The sequence below is a fragment of the Cytobacillus sp. IB215316 genome (assembly GCF_033963865.1).
GTDB classification, from domain to species: Bacteria; Bacillota; Bacilli; order Bacillales; family SM2101; genus Nanhaiella; species Nanhaiella sioensis.
The window spans coordinates 32,400-49,800 of sequence record NZ_JAXBMC010000010.1 but is presented as its reverse complement, the minus strand read 5'-3'; the positions used below and the strand labels follow the sequence as shown (position 1 = coordinate 49,800).

Here is a 17,401-nt window from a genome sequence, read left to right as displayed (position 1 = left end):
AAGGCTAGTGTTTACTAGCCTTTGTTAACTAACGAGAGCTTAACTTACTATGTGGTTCGTAGTAAGCAATATAAAGCACATTTTAACTCCAAAGCGCCTTTAGGACATAGTTTAAGCGCTTGAAGGAGATAAAAAGCAGCATAAAAACTACCATAGAATTGACATCAATATTAAAAAGCTTAGCTATTGTGAAAGCACTATGCTTTCTAACTATCCATGGGTCAGGAGTGATAATCGTGGAATACGTGATTGAAATGTTAAATATAAGAAAAGAGTTTCCTGGAATCGTTGCCAATGACAATATTACACTACAAGTAAAAAAAGGTGAGATCCATGCTTTATTAGGTGAAAATGGTGCCGGGAAATCAACATTAATGAATGTGTTGTTTGGCTTGTATCAGCCTGAAAAAGGGGATATCAAAGTAAAGGGAGAAAAAGTTAAAATTACTGACCCTAATGTAGCCAACCGTCTAGGAATTGGAATGGTACATCAGCATTTTATGCTAGTACAAAATTTTTCAGTAACAGAGAATATTATTTTAGGTAGCGAACCGACAAAGGGTGGAAAAATTAATATTCAAGATGCCGCTAAGTCTATAAGTGAGATTTCTGAAAAATATGGCTTAGCCGTTGATCCACATGCAAAAATAGAAGATATATCTGTAGGAATGCAGCAACGAGTTGAAATACTAAAAACTTTATATCGTGGAGCGGAAATTTTAATCTTTGATGAACCAACTGCTGCACTAACTCCACAAGAAATTAGTGAACTTATTCAAATTATGAAAACGCTTATTAAAGAAGGAAAATCAATTATTCTTATTACTCATAAATTGAAAGAAATCATGGAAGTTAGCGATCGCTGTACAGTTATTCGTAAAGGAAAAGGGATTGGAACAGTGAATGTTGCTGAAACTAACCCGGATGAATTAGCTGCATTGATGGTCGGTCGTGAAGTGCATTTCAAAGTTGATAAAGAGGAAGCAAAACCTACAAATGAGGTTATAACAATAGATGATTTAGTTGTGCATGATGCCAGGAATTTACCGAGTGTAAATGGACTCAACCTTGCAGTGAAAGCTGGAGAAATCCTTGGAATTGCGGGAGTCGATGGTAATGGTCAAACAGAATTAATTGAAGCAATAACTGGCTTACGTAAAGTCAAGGCTGGTTCTATTAAACTTAATAATAAAGAGATTAGTACGATGCCAACTCGAAAAATAACTGAATCTGGCGTTGGTCATATCCCTCAAGATCGACATAAACATGGGCTAGTATTAGATTTTTCTGTTGGGGAAAATATTGTCTTACAAACGTATTATCAACAACCGTACGCAAAATCCGGTGTGTTAAATTATAAAAATATATACCAAAAGTCTTCAGAACTTATTGAAGAATATGATGTCAGAACACCAAGTGAATATACGCCAGCGAGAGCTCTATCAGGTGGGAATCAGCAAAAAGCAATAATTGCACGTGAAGTCGATCGGAGTCCAGATTTATTAATTGCGGCTCAGCCTACTCGTGGCCTTGATGTTGGAGCCATTGAATTCATACACTCGAAACTCGTTGAGGAACGTGATAAAGGGAAAGCAGTACTACTCGTTTCATTGGAACTAGATGAGGTCATGAATGTAAGTGATCGCATCGCTGTCATTTATGAAGGGGAAATTGTCGGCATCGTTGATCCTAAGGAAACAAATGAACAAGAGCTAGGCCTGTTAATGGCTGGGGGTAAGCTTGAAAAAGAAGGTGTTTCGTGATGCAAAAACTATTAAAAAATGAAAAACTAATAAATATATTAATCCCTGTGCTAGCAGCCTCTCTCGGTTTGTTAGCTGGGGCAATCATTATGTTATTTACAGGCTATAACCCTATTGAAGGATATAGCGCATTGTTTGAGGGGATGTTTGGGAGACCAAAAGCAATAGGTGAAGTAGTTCGCGCGATGACTCCGCTAATTTTAGCTGGACTAGCTGTTGCTTTTGCATTTAAGACTGGGTTATTCAACATCGGTGTTGAAGGTCAGCTCTTAGTCGGTTGGCTTGCAGCTGTTTGGGTCGGTTCAGCTTTTACTTTGCCTTCAGTTATACATGTGCCATTAGCCATTTTGGCAGCAGCGGTTGCAGGAGGTTTTTGGGGACTCATTCCAGGTTTTTTAAAGGCGCGATTTAAAGTACATGAAGTAATCGTAACAATTATGATGAACTACGTTGCTTTGCATACGACTGCAGCACTAATTAAGAATTATTTATATGCTGGTAATGAAAGATCTCAACAAATTAATGAAAGTGCGTCACTAACATCATCATTTTTAGCATCAATTACAGAAAATTCAAGACTTCATTACGGAATTATTGTTGCTTTATTAGCGGCATTTATTATGTGGTTTATCCTTGAAAAAACTTCTAAAGGCTATGAATTAAGAGCCGTAGGATTTAACCAGCATGCATCGCAGTATGCAGGTATGAATGTTTCTCGTAATATTATTATGTCGATGACAATTTCTGGTGCTTTCGCTGGTGTCGCAGGTGCGATGGAAGGGTTAGGTACTTTCCAAAGTATGACAGTTATGTCAGCGTTTACAGGTACAGGGTTTGATGGAATCGCTGTTGCGTTGCTAGGGGCAAATCATGCCATTGGTGTTATTTTTGCTGCAGCATTGTTCGGTGGATTAAAAACAGCAGCTCCACAAATGAACTTTAATGCAAACGTACCTTCTGAGCTTGTTCAAATTGTCATAGCTCTTATCATCTTTTTTGTTGCATCGAGTTATCTTATCCGTTGGATAATTACACGCTTAAGCAAGGAGGGGAAATAAATGAGTGTATTAGATGTTTTGGGAATTATTATTCCTGTGGCGTTATTATGGGCAGCTCCCCTCATTTTCACAGCATTAGGTGGCGTATTTAGTGAACGTTCAGGTGTAGTTAATATTGGTTTAGAAGGTTTAATGATATTTGGTGCATTTACTGGCATAGTGACAACGTTATCGCTTCAAGATTCAGTTGGTGCAGCAGCTCCTTGGATAGGTGTACTTGTTGCTGCAGTAGCCTCTGGACTTTTCGCGCTACTCCATGCTGTAGCGAGTATTACCCTAAAGGCTGATCAAGTTGTTAGTGGTGTTGCGATTAACTTTTTAGCTTTAGGTTTATCAGTGTTTTTAATTAAAAATATTTATGGTAAAGGTCAAACTGATTCAATAGCGGTTCGTTTAGATAAGATTGATGTACCATTCTTGTCAGACATTCCAATTATCGGCGATATCTTTTTCTCAAGTGTGCCATGGACATCATATATTGCTATCGCGCTAGCATTTGTCGTTTGGTTTATCGTCTATAAAACTCCATTCGGTTTAAGATTACGTTCTGTGGGTGAGCATCCTATGGCGGCTGATACGATGGGGGTAAATGTTACAAGGATGCGATATGTCGGTGTAATGATTTCTGGCGTATTAGCAGGAGTTGGTGGTGCAGTATATGCTGCAACAATTCAAGGGAATTTTGCCGCTGGCACGATATCTGGTCAAGGCTTTTTAGCACTAGCGGCAATGATTTTTGGTAAATGGCATCCTATCGGAGCGATGGGTGCAGCATTGTTTTTTGGTTTAGCACAATCTTTAAGTGTAATTGGGGCTACTATTCCAGTACTACAAGATATTCCTCCAGTTTACTTGTTAATTGCACCATACGTATTAACAATTTTAGCTCTAACTGGGTTTGTCGGTCGTGCAGAAGCACCGAAAGCACTTGGAACCCCATACGAAAAAGGCAAACGATAATAGCATTGACTTAACTGAAACTCCCCTTAGTGGGAGTTTTTTTGTTTAGGCTTTTTTATTATCGGAGATGCTCTTATTAAGAAACGACGAGAACTATCGAATAAGCTATATCAAAAGCTCTTCTCGTATTTTAATTTTGTATCATTTAACATAGTTTAGGATACATGTTAGTTAAAGTAACATATTGTGGAATTAATGTCTTTTAAAAAGCTGTTTGCACATTCATTGTTGTTTTTCGTATTAACAAAACACACAACTAGAGTTTGTGGCATCTTTTCTTCTGTAACACGAGGACTAACATCTAAATTCGCTTCAGATTGTACCAACTTGGTGATCATAGTAATAAAGTTTACGAAAAGAGCCTTTCCAAATTGTCAAATAGGTATTTACTTGAAAAATCTTCTTGTACAAAGGTATATTTAATTTAGGTTAATTCCATTGTTTTAGAAGAAAATAAAAACAGTATGTGTCGAAGATTAATCTTTGTTTGTATTGATTTACCGTTTTCCAAGTTTACATGAACGATGTCACGTTAATATTTATATAAAGATGAGATTCATCTAATTGAAAGAATTTATAGAAGGAGGTTTAATTATGTCATTATTCATAGAGCAAGAACGCACGATCAATGGATTAAGGTTACACACAATTGAAACGGAAAAATTTAAAACAAATACGATCTTAATGAAATGGAATGCACCACTACAAAAACAAGACGCAACGCTGAGGGCACTTTTACCTCATGTATTACAAAGCGGGACGCAGTCCTTACCTTCTGTTAAACAGTTAAGGTCACACTTAGATGATTTATATGGAGCAACATTTGATGTAGATTTAGCAAAAAAAGGTGAACAACATGTCATCTCATTTAAAATGGAAGTTGCGAATGAAAAGTTTTTATCAGATCAAACACCGTTGCTGCAAAAGGCTATGCAATTATTTTCTGAGGTCATTTTCACACCATATCTCGAAGATAATCATTTCTCTGAACAAATAGTAGAAAAAGAAAAAAGAGCCTTAAAACAGCGAATACAAGCGGTTTATGATGACAAAATGCGCTACGCTAATTATCGTTTAGTTCAAGAAATGTGTAAAGATGAGCCATACAGTTTGCATGTTAATGGTGAATTAGATGAAGTAGATAACATTACATCAGCAAGTCTTTATAAATACTATGAGCGAGTGCTGTCAGAAGATGAGATTGACTTGTACGTCATAGGAAGTGTAAATAGTTCTCAAATTGAACAATATGTTTCTAACTTTTTTTCATTTTCCGAAAGAAATGCCAGGCAGTCACCAAAGAAAAATACTTATACCATAGAGAAGGTTAACGAAATTATTGAGAAGCAGGATGTGCGGCAAGGAAAGTTAAATATAGGCTATCGAACAAAAACGACCTATGCTGATAAGGAGTATTTTGCTTTACAAGTATTCAATGGCATATTTGGAGGTTTTTCACATTCGAAATTATTTATAAACGTTAGGGAAAAAGCTAGCTTAGCATATTACGCTGCTTCAAGACTTGAAAGCCACAAAGGGTTGTTAATGGTTATGTCAGGTATAGATGTTCAAAATTATGATCAAGCCGTAAATATCATTAAAGAGCAAATGTCAGCGATGAAACAAGGAGACTTTACTGATCAAGAACTAGCACAAACAAAGGCTGTTATCAAAAATCAAGTACTTGAAACAATCGATCATTCACGTGGGTTAGTGGAAGTGCTATATCATAATGTTGCTTCAAATATTCATCGCTCTATTGATGAATGGCTCAATGGAATTGATGGTGTGACGAAGGAAGAAATTGTTGCTGTTGCGCAAGATGTACAATTAGATACGATTTATTTTTTAACAGGGATGGAGGCGAGTCAGGCATGAAGAAGATAAATTTTGAACAGCTAGAGGAGTCATTATATTATGAAAAAATGAGCAATGGTCTTGACGTCTACATTTTGCCGAAACCGGGTTTTAACAAAACTTATGCTACGTTTACGACGAAATATGGTTCAATTGACAATCGTTTTACGCCTTTAAATAGTAACGAGATGGTTACTGTACCTGATGGCATAGCTCATTTTTTAGAACATAAGTTGTTCGAAAAAGAAGATGGTGATGTATTCCAGGATTTTAGTAAGCAAGGTGCTTCTGCAAATGCATTTACGTCCTTTACACGAACAGCATACCTTTTTTCTAGTACTGATAATGTAAAACTAAACCTTGAAACATTAATAAACTTTGTTCAGGCTCCGTATTTTTCTGATCAATCTGTTGACAAAGAAAAAGGTATCATCGGTCAAGAAATAACAATGTATGATGATAATCCTGACTGGCGATTATATTTTGGCTTAATCCAAAATATGTTTCAGAATCACCCTGTAAAAATAGATATCGCTGGGACAATTGATTCAATTTCTCATATTACGAAAGAGCTGCTATATGAATGTTACGAAACATTTTATCATCCGAGTAATATGCTGTTATTTGTTGTTGGTCCAATTGATGCCGAACAAATAATGCATTTGATCCGAGAAAATCAATCGAGTAAAAACTATGAAAATCAACCGGACATTACCCGTTTCGAATACAATGAGCCTTTGGAAGTTGCACAAAAAGAACAAGTGCTACAAATGAATGTACAATCTTCAAAATGTATGGTAGGTGTGAAATCACCCAAAATAGGACGATCTGGTCAAGAGTTATTAAAGCATGAGCTAACGATAAATGTCATGCTAGATTTATTATTCGGTAAAAGCTCAACACATTATGAAAACCTCTATCAAGAAGGGCTAATAGATGACACATTTGCTTATGATTATACTGAGGAGTCAAGTTTTGGATTTGCTATGGTTGGTGGAGACACGAATGATCCAGATGAGTTAACGAAGCGTTTGCGTGAAATCATGCTTGATTTAAAAGAGCAAGAAATAACAGAGGAACAATTAACAAGAGTGAAAAAGAAAAAGATCGGAGCATTTTTAAGGGCAATAAATTCTCCTGAATATATTGCAAACCAATTTACACGTTATGCATTTAATGACATGGACCTCTTTGATGTAGTGCCTGTACTTGAATCGTTAACAATTGAGGATTTAACCAGTGCAGCTGTGGAATTATTCAATGAACCGCAAATGACAGTATGTAAAGTAGTTCCGAAACAATAAGGAGCTATGTATGGCTAGTAGCCCCAATAAATATTTAAGTTTGGACTATAGCTTATCTAAGTTCAACAACTTCGTTACTTCAAGGTTAATGAGCACGGAGATGCATGCAAATAAAGTGAATGATTTGCTGATTTGTACTAAGACAAAAAAATATGGTATAAATCGTGTTGGTGGCATCCCGTCATCTTCAACAAAGACGGTAGTCTAATAAAACCTCATCTCACTATGCTAATAAACGAAGTATACGAAAAGGGTCTGTAAATTAAAGGGAGTGGAGAGTTGAAGTATGCGTTAATCACTGGTGCGAGTGGTGGCATTGGTATGGAAATAGCTAAGAAATTAGCTGAGGAAGGTTATTCATTATATGTACATTATCATCAACGCAAACAAGAAATTGACAAGTTGATTAATACTATAGAACAGCTAGGCGTACATGCTGTTGGCATTCAAGCGGATTTGTCATTACCAACTGGTCCAAATCAGCTGCTTGAACAAATAGAACATGATATAGAAATTGTCATACATAATAGTGGAAATAGTTATTTTGGACTGATCACTGATATGGATGAACGAGATATTTCGGCAATGGTCCAACTGCATGTTACTAGCCCATTTACTATTACGAAAGCGTTATTACCAAATATGATTTCAAACAAAAAAGGTAATATTGTTTTTATTACATCTATATGGGGAATAACAGGGGCTTCATGTGAGGTCCTCTATTCTATGGTTAAAGGTGGACAAAACACATTTGTGAAAGCATTGGCAAAAGAGGTTGCTCCAAGTGGAATTAGGGTGAATGGCATTGCACCTGGCGCAATTAATACTGCCATGCTAGACATTTTTTCGAATGAAGAAATTGAAGGTATAGAGGACGAGATACCTTTAGGGCGGGTTGGAACGCCACAGGAAATTGCGGATACCGCATTATTTCTTATTTCAAAGAAAGCATCATATATCACTGGTCAAATTTTGTCTGTTAATGGTGGGTGGCATTGTTAATGAAAAGGCTACACATATAGTAACCTATATGTGTAGCCTTTTTTGTTTTTTTCATAGCTGCTATGTTGGTTTAAAAGTTGCAACAAAGCTATGAAGAAGAGTCTTTGCATAAAGTTCACTTAAATGTCATAGCGAGTTTGTATAAATTTTTGCCATTGAAACAAACTATAATTGACTACACATGAAGGAGGCTTTTGTATGTCTGTGCTAGATAATTTTGAACAATGGAAGGACTTTTTAGCAGATCGACTTCATCAAGCACAAGAAAGTGGCATGAATCAAAACACGGTATCGGATATTGCTTATCAAATTGGCGATTATTTATCCAACCAAGTAGAACCGAAGAATGCTCAGGAAAAAGTACTAGCTGATTTATGGCATGTAGCATCGAATGAGGAACAGCAGGCGATTGCGAATATGATGGTCAAGTTAGTTGAAAATGATGGGAGTAATCATTAAAGAGGGGGAACTCCTCTCTTTTTTGATTTGTTTGTATCGTTGGAAGGGGTAAAACCGCTCCTTAGCTATTCTAGATGATAGCTCTTGATTTTATAAAAGAAATTTGTCATGATTTGTACTTTTCACTAATGAGTAACATACTACATATATTCCTCAACAAAACTGTAAACAGGGTGATTTCTTAATTAATGGCTGTTTTATCAGAAAATGTTGTTTGTTGAAGAAATAAACATTCCCCAATTAGTATGTGTGGCATTATTTTTTCTGTAAAACGTGGGTAAACGTATAAAACAACTTCTTGCGCATCACATATGATATCAATCGCAGCAAAGTTTACGAACAGAGCCTGAAAGATACAATAATTAGTATAAAAAGTAATTAATTATCATTGGGTAGAGAATGCCCCTTTTATATTACATATAAATCATTTATTATAGTCTTATAGACTTATGTATGATACGTAACTTAATATTTTTTATAGTGCTGCATAGGGGGATTTGCATGCAAAAAAAAGAATGGTATTTAGAATATGAAATTCATAAAAATAGACCTGGCTTACTCGGAGATGTGTCATCTTTATTAGGGATGTTATCTATTAACATTGTTACAATCAATGGTGTTAAGGACCATCGACGTGGCTTATTATTGAGATGTGATCGGAATGAACAAATAGAACGTCTTGCATCAATTTTACAAACTATGGATAATATAACAGTGACAAAAATACGTGAACCGAAGCTACGAGATCGTTTAGCTGTTAGACATGGACGTTATATTCAAAGGGATGAGGACGATAAAAAAACATTTCGATTTGTCAGAGATGAGCTCGGCGTATTAGTTGATTTTATGGCAGAATTGTATAAACAAGAAGGTCATAAATTAATCGGTATACGCGGTATGCCAAGAGTTGGTAAAACTGAATCGGTCGTAGCAGCGAGCGTATGTGCAAATAAGCGATGGTTATTTGTCTCTTCAACATTGCTTAAGCAAACGGTAAGAAGTCAGCTCATTGAGGACGAATATAACGAAAATAATCTATTTATTATTGACGGTATTGTGTCAACGAAAAGGGCTTCAGAACGCCATTGGCAGCTAGTTCGGGAGATTATGAGGCTTCCAGCTGTCAAGGTAGTTGAGCATCCGGATATTTTTGTTCGAAATACTGAATATACGATGGACGATTTCGATTATATAATTGAACTACGGAATAATCCTGAAGAGGAAATAACGTATGACCTCGTTGAACAACCACAAATGTTACAAGAATCTAGCTTATCTACATTTGATTTTTAGCAAATTGGAAGGTGTTTTCATTGACAGAACTAGGTAAAAGATTAAAAGAAGCAAGAGAAGAAAAAAATATTAGCATAGACGATTTACAAAAGTTAACGAAGATACAAAAACGTTATCTTATCGGAATTGAAGACGGTAATTATGATCGAATGCCTGGACAATTTTACGTACGTGCGTTTATCAAGTCGTATTGTGAAGCAGTTGAGTTGGATGCTGATCTTATTTTTGAACAATATGAAAATGAAATCCCTAGCTCATCTAATTCAGATTTACCTGGTCAGCTGTCGAGAGTACAGAGTCGTAAACAGATTTCACCAACAACTTCAAAAGTGGCAGATGTGCTACCAAAAGTATTAACAGGAGTTTTTGTTTTCGGACTTCTTATAGGTATCTACTTCATCGCGCTGAATTTTTTAGGTAATTCAGACGGAACTCCAGCGCAGGAAAGTGGAGAAGAGCATGAAATTGTCGTTGAAGATAATTCAAAAGAAAATGATCCAGTTGAAGAGGTAGACAGTGAGCCTGCTGCAGAAGACGCTGATCAAGAAACTGATGTACAGGATGAAGAAGTGGACGAGCCTGAGGATGTTGTAGAACAGGAACTTGAAGTGATAAATATACAAGGAAGAAATGTTTCAATGGAGTTATCAAATACAGAAGAATTTAATTTAGAGATTGTATCAACAGGAGATACTTGGGTTCAAGTAGTGAATGATCAAGGTGAAAAACTATATTCTACAAATTTAAATGCTGAGGATCAACCATTAGCCTACGACATGACTGACGAAAGCAAGGTTGTAATTACAGCAGGCTTCACACCAGATACAGAAATAAATATAAATGGAGAAATGTTAGAGTTTCCAGAAGAAGCTGGAACAACCCAAGTAATTGAGATCCTCTTTAATAAACAATAAAGTCATCATTTTGATGGCTTTTTTGGCTTTTTCTGATATATTATTGTACATGTAAGTTATGAAGGAGGAAGAATTTGTGAATATACCAAATAAGATTACCGTTTCACGTATTTTGTTAATTCCAGTGTTTTTGGTGATAATGCTTGCACCGCTATCCTGGGGACAATTGCAAATAGGCGGAGGAGAGATACCTGTTACACATTTCATTGGTGCTATCATTTTTATCATTGCTTCCACAACTGATTGGATTGACGGTTATTATGCAAGGAAATATAATCTCGTCACCAACTTAGGAAAATTTTTAGACCCTTTAGCTGATAAGCTATTAGTGTCAGCGGCGCTTATAACACTCGTTCAGTTTGAATTGGCACCTGCATGGATGGTCATAGTCATTATAAGTAGAGAATTTGCTGTAACCGGTTTACGGCTTGTTCTAGCAGGTGGTGGTGAAGTTGTTGCTGCAAACATGCTTGGCAAGATTAAAACATGGGCACAAATTGTAGCCGTTTCTGCATTGCTATTACATAATATTCCTTTTGAAGCATGGTCGATTCCATTTGCTGATATAGCACTCTGGATCGCAGTATTTTTCACAATTTGGTCTGGATGGGACTATTTTGCGAAAAATAAACAAGTATTTGCTAACTCAAAGTGAACCAGGATTTGAGACGATGCACGAAGTAGTATAATCTTTAATGAGGATGAGACGGGCTTCCTTCTCATCCTCATAATGTTAAAGGTACATTATGTAGCAGACTACACATGCTATTTTTACGGGGGGATGACATGAACGCTGAGATTATAGCAGTTGGATCAGAGTTATTATTAGGGCAAATTGCGAATACAAATGCCCAATTTCTTTCGAAACAATTAGCAGATCTGGGAATTAATGTTTATTTTCATACTGTAGTTGGGGATAATCAAGATCGATTAAAAAGGGTTGTTGAAACTGCAAAACAGCGGTCAAAATTAATTATCTTTACTGGAGGGTTAGGCCCAACAAAAGACGATCTAACTAAGGAAACGATGGCATCAATGTTACAGCAACAGCTAGTCATACATGAAAAGTCGCTTAAGAGAATTGAAGCGTACTATGAAAAAGTAAATCGTAAAATGACAGACAATAACAAAAAGCAAGCTGTTATTCTAGAAAATGCAACGGTATTGCTTAATGACCATGGGATGGCACCAGGAATGGCTATAACGAAGGATCATGTCACATATATGCTATTACCAGGTCCTCCAATGGAAATGCAACCAATGTATTTGAAATACGGGACAGAATATCTCAATGACTTGTTAGGTGTTCGGGAAAGAATCATATCTCGCGTATTAAGGTTCTTTGGAATTGGTGAGTCTAAGTTGGAAACTGAGATTGAAGATTTGATTGATAAGCAAGTGAATCCGACGATTGCTCCGTTAGCATCTAACTTTGAAGTTAAACTTCGATTGACAGCTAAACATTCCTCAGTAGACAAAGCTAATGAGCTTCTTGATGATACAGAACAAGAAATACTAAGTCGTGTCGGTCAATATTTTTATGGCTATGAAAACACCTCACTATTAGAACATGCGGTTGCTGTTTTACAAGAAAAAAAACTGACGATAGCAAGCGCTGAAAGTTTAACTGGAGGCATGTTTATGAGTGAGTTAATAGCTGTTCCTGGTTCTTCATCTGTAGCCAAAGGTGGAATTGTAGCTTATACGAATGATATGAAGGAAACATTACTCAATGTTAACCGAACGACACTTATACAGGAAGGTGCCGTCAGTAAAGAGTGTGCACAACAAATGGCTGAGCATGTGAGGAAATCATGTAACTCTGACTGTGGAATTAGCTTTACTGGAGTTGCTGGGCCACAAAGCGTGGAAGGTAAAGATGTAGGAACGGTCTTTATTGGACTTTCGATCAAAGATCATCCTACAGAAGTCTATTCATTGAAATTAGCTGGTTCTAGACAAACGATTAGAGAAAGAGCTATTAAATATGGATACTATTATTTACTCAAACAATTGAAAAAATAATAAGACATGGGCTGCCCAACTTTTGTAGTTTCTTTGAATTAAAATATAAACACGAATATAATTAGTACGATGAGCATCTTTTCTGCTATAAAGCGATGACTGTGTAGTAGTAAAACGATATCTTTATCTGTCAATTAAGGAACTATAGCAATGAAATATACGAAAAGAACTTAAGTTTTAGATCCCCAAATCTACTTTACAGAACAATGTTCTAGCTTGCCTGATTGAACGCACTTTTGAAAAAAACGAATAGATGTTCGTTTTTTGCTTGGCAAATATCTAAAAACAAGGTATAGTATAAAGTAGTAATGGAGATGAGGAGGAATAAATGTGAGTGATCGTCAAGCTGCATTAGATATGGCGTTAAAACAAATAGAAAAACAATTTGGTAAAGGATCAATAATGAAGTTAGGTGAACAGTCGGAACGTCAAATATCTACCGTTCCTAGTGGTTCATTAGCATTGGATGTTGCGCTTGGAGCAGGTGGGTATCCACGTGGTCGTATCGTTGAAATATACGGACCTGAAAGCTCTGGTAAAACAACAGTTGCTCTTCATGCGATTGCTGAAGTGCAAGAACAAGGCGGTCAAGCTGCATTTATCGATGCTGAGCATGCGCTAGACCCTATTTATGCACAAAAGCTAGGTGTTAACATAGATGAACTATTGCTATCTCAGCCTGATACAGGTGAGCAGGCGTTAGAGATTGCTGAAGCACTTGTAAGAAGTGGTGCTGTTGATATTATAGTCATAGATTCGGTTGCAGCGCTCGTTCCAAAGGCTGAAATTGAAGGGGAGATGGGAGACTCTCATGTTGGCTTACAAGCACGTCTTATGTCTCAAGCCTTACGCAAGCTCTCAGGAGCAATAAATAAATCTAAAACGATTGCTATTTTCATTAACCAAATTCGTGAGAAGGTTGGTGTTATGTTCGGGAATCCGGAAACTACACCTGGTGGTCGTGCGTTAAAGTTTTATTCTTCAGTACGTTTAGAGGTTCGTCGAGCTGAACAGTTGAAGCAAGGAAATGATATCGTAGGTAATAAAACGAAATTAAAAGTAGTAAAGAATAAAGTGGCACCTCCGTTTAAAATAGCCGAGGTTGATATTATGTACGGAGAAGGAATTTCCAAAGAGGGAGAAATTCTTGATATGGGCTCTGAGCTCGATATTGTCCAGAAGAGCGGATCTTGGTACTCGTTTGAAGGTGAACGTCTAGGGCAAGGACGAGAAAATGCTAAACAATTCTTAATGGAAAATGCGGACATATCAAAACAAATACACGAACTAATTCGAGAACACTACGGCCTTAACAATACGACAGAGACGGTAGGCGACGATTCTCAAAGTGAACTCGAATTCAAAGAGTAAACAACATAAGCTCTAAAAGAAGGATACTTCATGTAGTATCCTTCTTTTTCATTTACGCTGTTTTCGTAATAAAAAAAGAGTTCAACACAAATATAGCTATCGATCGGCGCATCAATTCTTATCAAAGGTTATGAAAGTCATATAAAACTCATCAGTTATTTAAATGTAGAAAAAAATGCAACAAAGTTAATGAAAAGGACCTTCATTTATTATTAATTCTATTCAATAGCTTTCAACAGCAGGACATAGTATAGTAAATCACCTACCAGTTTATAAGGTTGTAGAACCAAGGTTTGAAGAAAGTCTGTCGCTGTTCAAGTCAAGGTTTGTACGCTCTCTTCCAATATTAAGGAAAGATGGCAGTGGCAGGCCTTGACAATAAAATTACCCACCTATACAATTAGTATGTATATTATACATGTTTGTTAATATTACAATTGTTACTATTAAGAATTTTTTCAAACAAAATTGGAGGACAGATAGGAAGAAGGAGCGATCGGTTGGTGTCAGGTACAAGTGCAATGAAATAGTTGCCTCGTACTAATGAAGCACACGATGAAATTACTTGTGTAGGTATTTAACAATAAATTACCAACGATATTGAGTAAATTCACAGTCTTTTTCTAGGCTTATAAAAGCCTCTAGTATTGGAACTTGAAAAGCCATTGTGCATGTTGGAATTTATTAAGGGAAAAATTACATGCCGACAGTTTGAATCTAGCAAGAAACAAGTATATAGCAAGAGGAGGTGAAATGATGGGCGAACCCATTATCGTCATCGCCATTTTGCTTGCCATAGTCGGTGCAGTTGTTGTTCTTTATATCTCACTTGTTCGTAAATCTAATGAGGCGAAAATCACAAGCGCAAAAAGCGCTGCTGAACAAATTATTAACGATGCAAATCGAGAGGCTGACGCGCTTAAAAAAGAAGCGCTGCTTGAGGCAAAGGATGAAATCCACAAACTTCGAACAGAAGCAGAAAAAGAAATTCGTGATCGAAGAAGCGAACTAAAGAAACAAGAAAATCGGTTAATGCATAAGGAAGAGAATCTTGATCGTAAGGATGAATCTTTATCTAAGCGAGAGAGTGTGTTAGAAAAAAAGGAGGATTCTCTAAGTCAAAGACAACAGCATATTGAAGAGATGGAAAGCAAAGTGGAAATGATGTTTAACAAACAACGAACAGAGCTTGAACGTATTTCTAGTTTGACACGTGAGGAAGCGAAACAAATCATTCTTAGCAATGTTGAAAAAGAGCTTGCACACGATGTTGCGATTACGATCAAAGAAGCAGAAAGTCGCGCTAAAGAAGAAGCTGATAAAAAGGCCAAAAACATTTTATCATTAGCCATTCAACGTTGTGCGGCTGATCATGTAGCGGAATCTACAGTTTCTGTCGTAAATCTGCCTAATGATGAAATGAAAGGACGAATCATTGGTCGAGAAGGTAGAAATATTCGAACTCTAGAAACGTTAACAGGTATTGATTTGATTATCGATGATACACCTGAAGCAGTGATTTTATCTGGCTTCGATCCGATTCGACGTGAAACGGCTCGCATTGCCTTAGATAAGCTTGTTCAAGATGGACGTATTCATCCAGCTCGTATTGAAGAAATGGTTGAAAAATCGAGAAGAGAAGTGGATGAATATATTCGTGAAATTGGTGAACAAACGACATTTGAAGTAGGTGTACATGGGCTCCATCCAGATTTAATCAAAATATTAGGTCGACTTAAGTACCGAACGAGTTATGGTCAAAACGTGTTGAAGCATTCAATGGAAGTCGCTTACTTGTCAGGGTTGTTGGCAGCTGAATTAGGTGAGGATGAGTTACTAGCTCGCCGAGCAGGCTTACTTCATGATATTGGTAAGGCTATAGATCATGAGGTGGAAGGTAGTCATGTTGAAATTGGTGTAGAACTAGCTATGAAATACAAAGAGCATCCAATTGTTATTAATAGTATAGCTTCACATCATGGTGATACAGAGCCTACTTCTATCATTGCAGTATTAGTGGCTGCTGCCGATGCATTATCTGCAGCAAGACCTGGAGCAAGAAGTGAAACACTTGAAAACTATATAAGACGTCTCGAAAAGCTCGAAGAGATTTCTGAATCATTTGATGGTGTTGAGAAATCATTTGCAATTCAGGCGGGACGTGAAGTTCGAATTATGGTTAAACCAGATTCGATTGATGATCTGGAAGCTCACCGTTTAGCTCGTGAGATTAGAAAGAAAATCGAAGATGAGCTCGATTATCCAGGTCACATAAAAGTGACAGTGATTCGGGAAACACGAGCTGTCGAATATGCAAAATAAAGTGGTTTTTACCACTTTATTTTTTTTGTTTTGGCAAAACTGATAATAAATTGTACAAATATAAAGGGGTCGAAAAAAATGAAAATTTTATTTATTGGAGATGTAGTTGGCTCACCAGGAAGGGATATGGTTAATGAATATGTTCCTAAATTAAAAAAGAAATACCTCCCTTCAGTCACTATTATTAATGGTGAAAATGCAGCAGGGGGTAAAGGGATAACGGAAAAAATATACCATGGTTTTATTAAGGCTGGAGCACAAGCTGTTACACTTGGTAATCATACGTGGGATAACAGAGATATATTTGAGTTTATTGACAATGCGAAATACATGATACGCCCTGCAAATTTTCCAGAAGGTGTACCAGGTAAAGGCATCGTTTATATCCCTTGTGAAGGTCGTGAGGTAGCCATTATTAATTTACAAGGAAGGACATTTTTAAATCCAAATGACTGCCCATTTACAAAAGCAGATGAATTAATTGAAGAAGCAAGCAAGCGAACCAAAATCATTTTTGTAGATTTTCATGCTGAAGCCACGAGTGAAAAACAAGCAATGGGTTGGTATTTAGATGGAAGGGTATCTGCTGTTGTAGGAACGCATACACATGTACAAACGGCCGATCATCGCATATTACCACAAGGTTCTGCATATATAACTGACGTAGGTATGACAGGTCCATATGATGGAATATTAGGTGTTGACAAAGAAGCAGTTTTGAAGCGTTTTTTGACTAACCTCCCTGTTCGGTTTGAAGTAACCGATGGAAGAGCTCAACTTAATGCTGTAGTCATTGATATTGACAACAAAACGGGTAAAGCTAAAGGAATTAACCGCATTATTATTAATGATGATCATCCATACTTTGATTAAACTTTTTTCGTAAGGCTCTTTTCGTTAACTTTGTCTTTTTCACACTAGTTGTATAAACTCTGATGTGTATATGTGATTGGAACAGTCCTTAGAGAAGAAAAGATGCCCCGATGGCTAGATATACACGTGATTATAACTTAGTACGTAAAGAAAATATCATTGCGGAAAATCCTTTAACTAAGGCTCTTTTCGTTAACTTT

Annotated in this window: 14 protein-coding genes; all 14 read left to right on the top strand. The window is 36.7% G+C overall.

Annotated elements, in window-relative coordinates:
• Positions 1-236: 236 nt before the first annotated feature.
• Positions 237-1,763, top strand: coding sequence for an ABC transporter ATP-binding protein (locus SLH48_RS15375; protein WP_320258892.1), 1,527 nt, complete (start codon positions 237-239; stop codon positions 1,761-1,763).
• Positions 1,763-2,821 (top strand): ABC transporter permease, encoded by a 1,059-nt coding sequence (locus SLH48_RS15370; protein WP_320258891.1) that lies wholly within the window; start codon positions 1,763-1,765, stop codon positions 2,819-2,821. The genes SLH48_RS15375 and SLH48_RS15370 overlap by 1 nt, the downstream gene beginning before the upstream one ends.
• Complete coding sequence (locus SLH48_RS15365; protein WP_320258890.1) at positions 2,822-3,781, top strand: ABC transporter permease; 960 nt, start codon at positions 2,822-2,824, stop codon at positions 3,779-3,781. It abuts the gene before it with no gap.
• Between the two features lie 594 nt (positions 3,782-4,375).
• Positions 4,376-5,659 carry an EF-P 5-aminopentanol modification-associated protein YfmF gene (gene yfmF / locus SLH48_RS15360; RefSeq protein ID WP_320258889.1) on the top strand — a complete coding sequence of 428 codons (1,284 nt, stop codon included), beginning with the start codon at positions 4,376-4,378 and terminating at the stop codon, positions 5,657-5,659.
• On the top strand, positions 5,656-6,942 hold the full coding sequence (yfmH, locus tag SLH48_RS15355; RefSeq protein WP_214482747.1) for an EF-P 5-aminopentanol modification-associated protein YfmH: 1,287 nt from the start codon (positions 5,656-5,658) through the stop codon (positions 6,940-6,942). Before yfmF ends, yfmH begins: the two co-directional genes overlap by 4 nt.
• Positions 6,943-7,221: 279 nt before the next feature.
• Positions 7,222-7,944 (top strand): elongation factor P 5-aminopentanone reductase, encoded by a 723-nt coding sequence (gene ymfI / locus SLH48_RS15350; RefSeq protein ID WP_320258888.1) that lies wholly within the window; start codon positions 7,222-7,224, stop codon positions 7,942-7,944.
• 198 nt (positions 7,945-8,142) lie between these two features.
• On the top strand, positions 8,143-8,403 hold the full coding sequence (locus tag SLH48_RS15345) for a DUF3243 domain-containing protein (RefSeq protein WP_214482749.1): 261 nt from the start codon (positions 8,143-8,145) through the stop codon (positions 8,401-8,403).
• A 501-nt stretch (positions 8,404-8,904) separates the two neighbouring features.
• The gene (locus tag SLH48_RS15340; protein WP_320208755.1) at positions 8,905-9,696 is read left to right on the top strand and encodes a DUF3388 domain-containing protein; all 792 of its coding nucleotides are present in this window, start codon (positions 8,905-8,907) and stop codon (positions 9,694-9,696) included.
• Between the two features lie 20 nt (positions 9,697-9,716).
• Positions 9,717-10,610 (top strand): helix-turn-helix domain-containing protein, encoded by an 894-nt coding sequence (locus SLH48_RS15335; RefSeq protein ID WP_320258887.1) that lies wholly within the window; start codon positions 9,717-9,719, stop codon positions 10,608-10,610.
• A gap of 76 nt (positions 10,611-10,686) precedes the next feature.
• Positions 10,687-11,265: a CDP-diacylglycerol--glycerol-3-phosphate 3-phosphatidyltransferase gene (gene pgsA, locus SLH48_RS15330; RefSeq protein ID WP_320258886.1), complete on the top strand. Its 579-nt coding sequence runs from the start codon at positions 10,687-10,689 to the stop codon at positions 11,263-11,265.
• A gap of 131 nt (positions 11,266-11,396) precedes the next feature.
• Complete coding sequence (locus SLH48_RS15325; RefSeq protein WP_320258885.1) at positions 11,397-12,635, top strand: competence/damage-inducible protein A; 1,239 nt, start codon at positions 11,397-11,399, stop codon at positions 12,633-12,635.
• A gap of 330 nt (positions 12,636-12,965) precedes the next feature.
• Entirely contained in the window at positions 12,966-14,006 is a 1,041-nt protein-coding gene (gene recA / locus SLH48_RS15320; protein ID WP_320258884.1) for a recombinase RecA, read from the top strand.
• Positions 14,007-14,762: 756 nt separating this feature from the next.
• Entirely contained in the window at positions 14,763-16,328 is a 1,566-nt protein-coding gene (rny, locus tag SLH48_RS15315) for a ribonuclease Y (protein ID WP_320258883.1), read from the top strand.
• A gap of 78 nt (positions 16,329-16,406) precedes the next feature.
• Positions 16,407-17,201, top strand: a complete 795-nt coding sequence (locus tag SLH48_RS15310; RefSeq protein ID WP_320258882.1) for a TIGR00282 family metallophosphoesterase — start codon at positions 16,407-16,409, stop codon at positions 17,199-17,201.
• Positions 17,202-17,401: the final 200 nt, after the last annotated feature.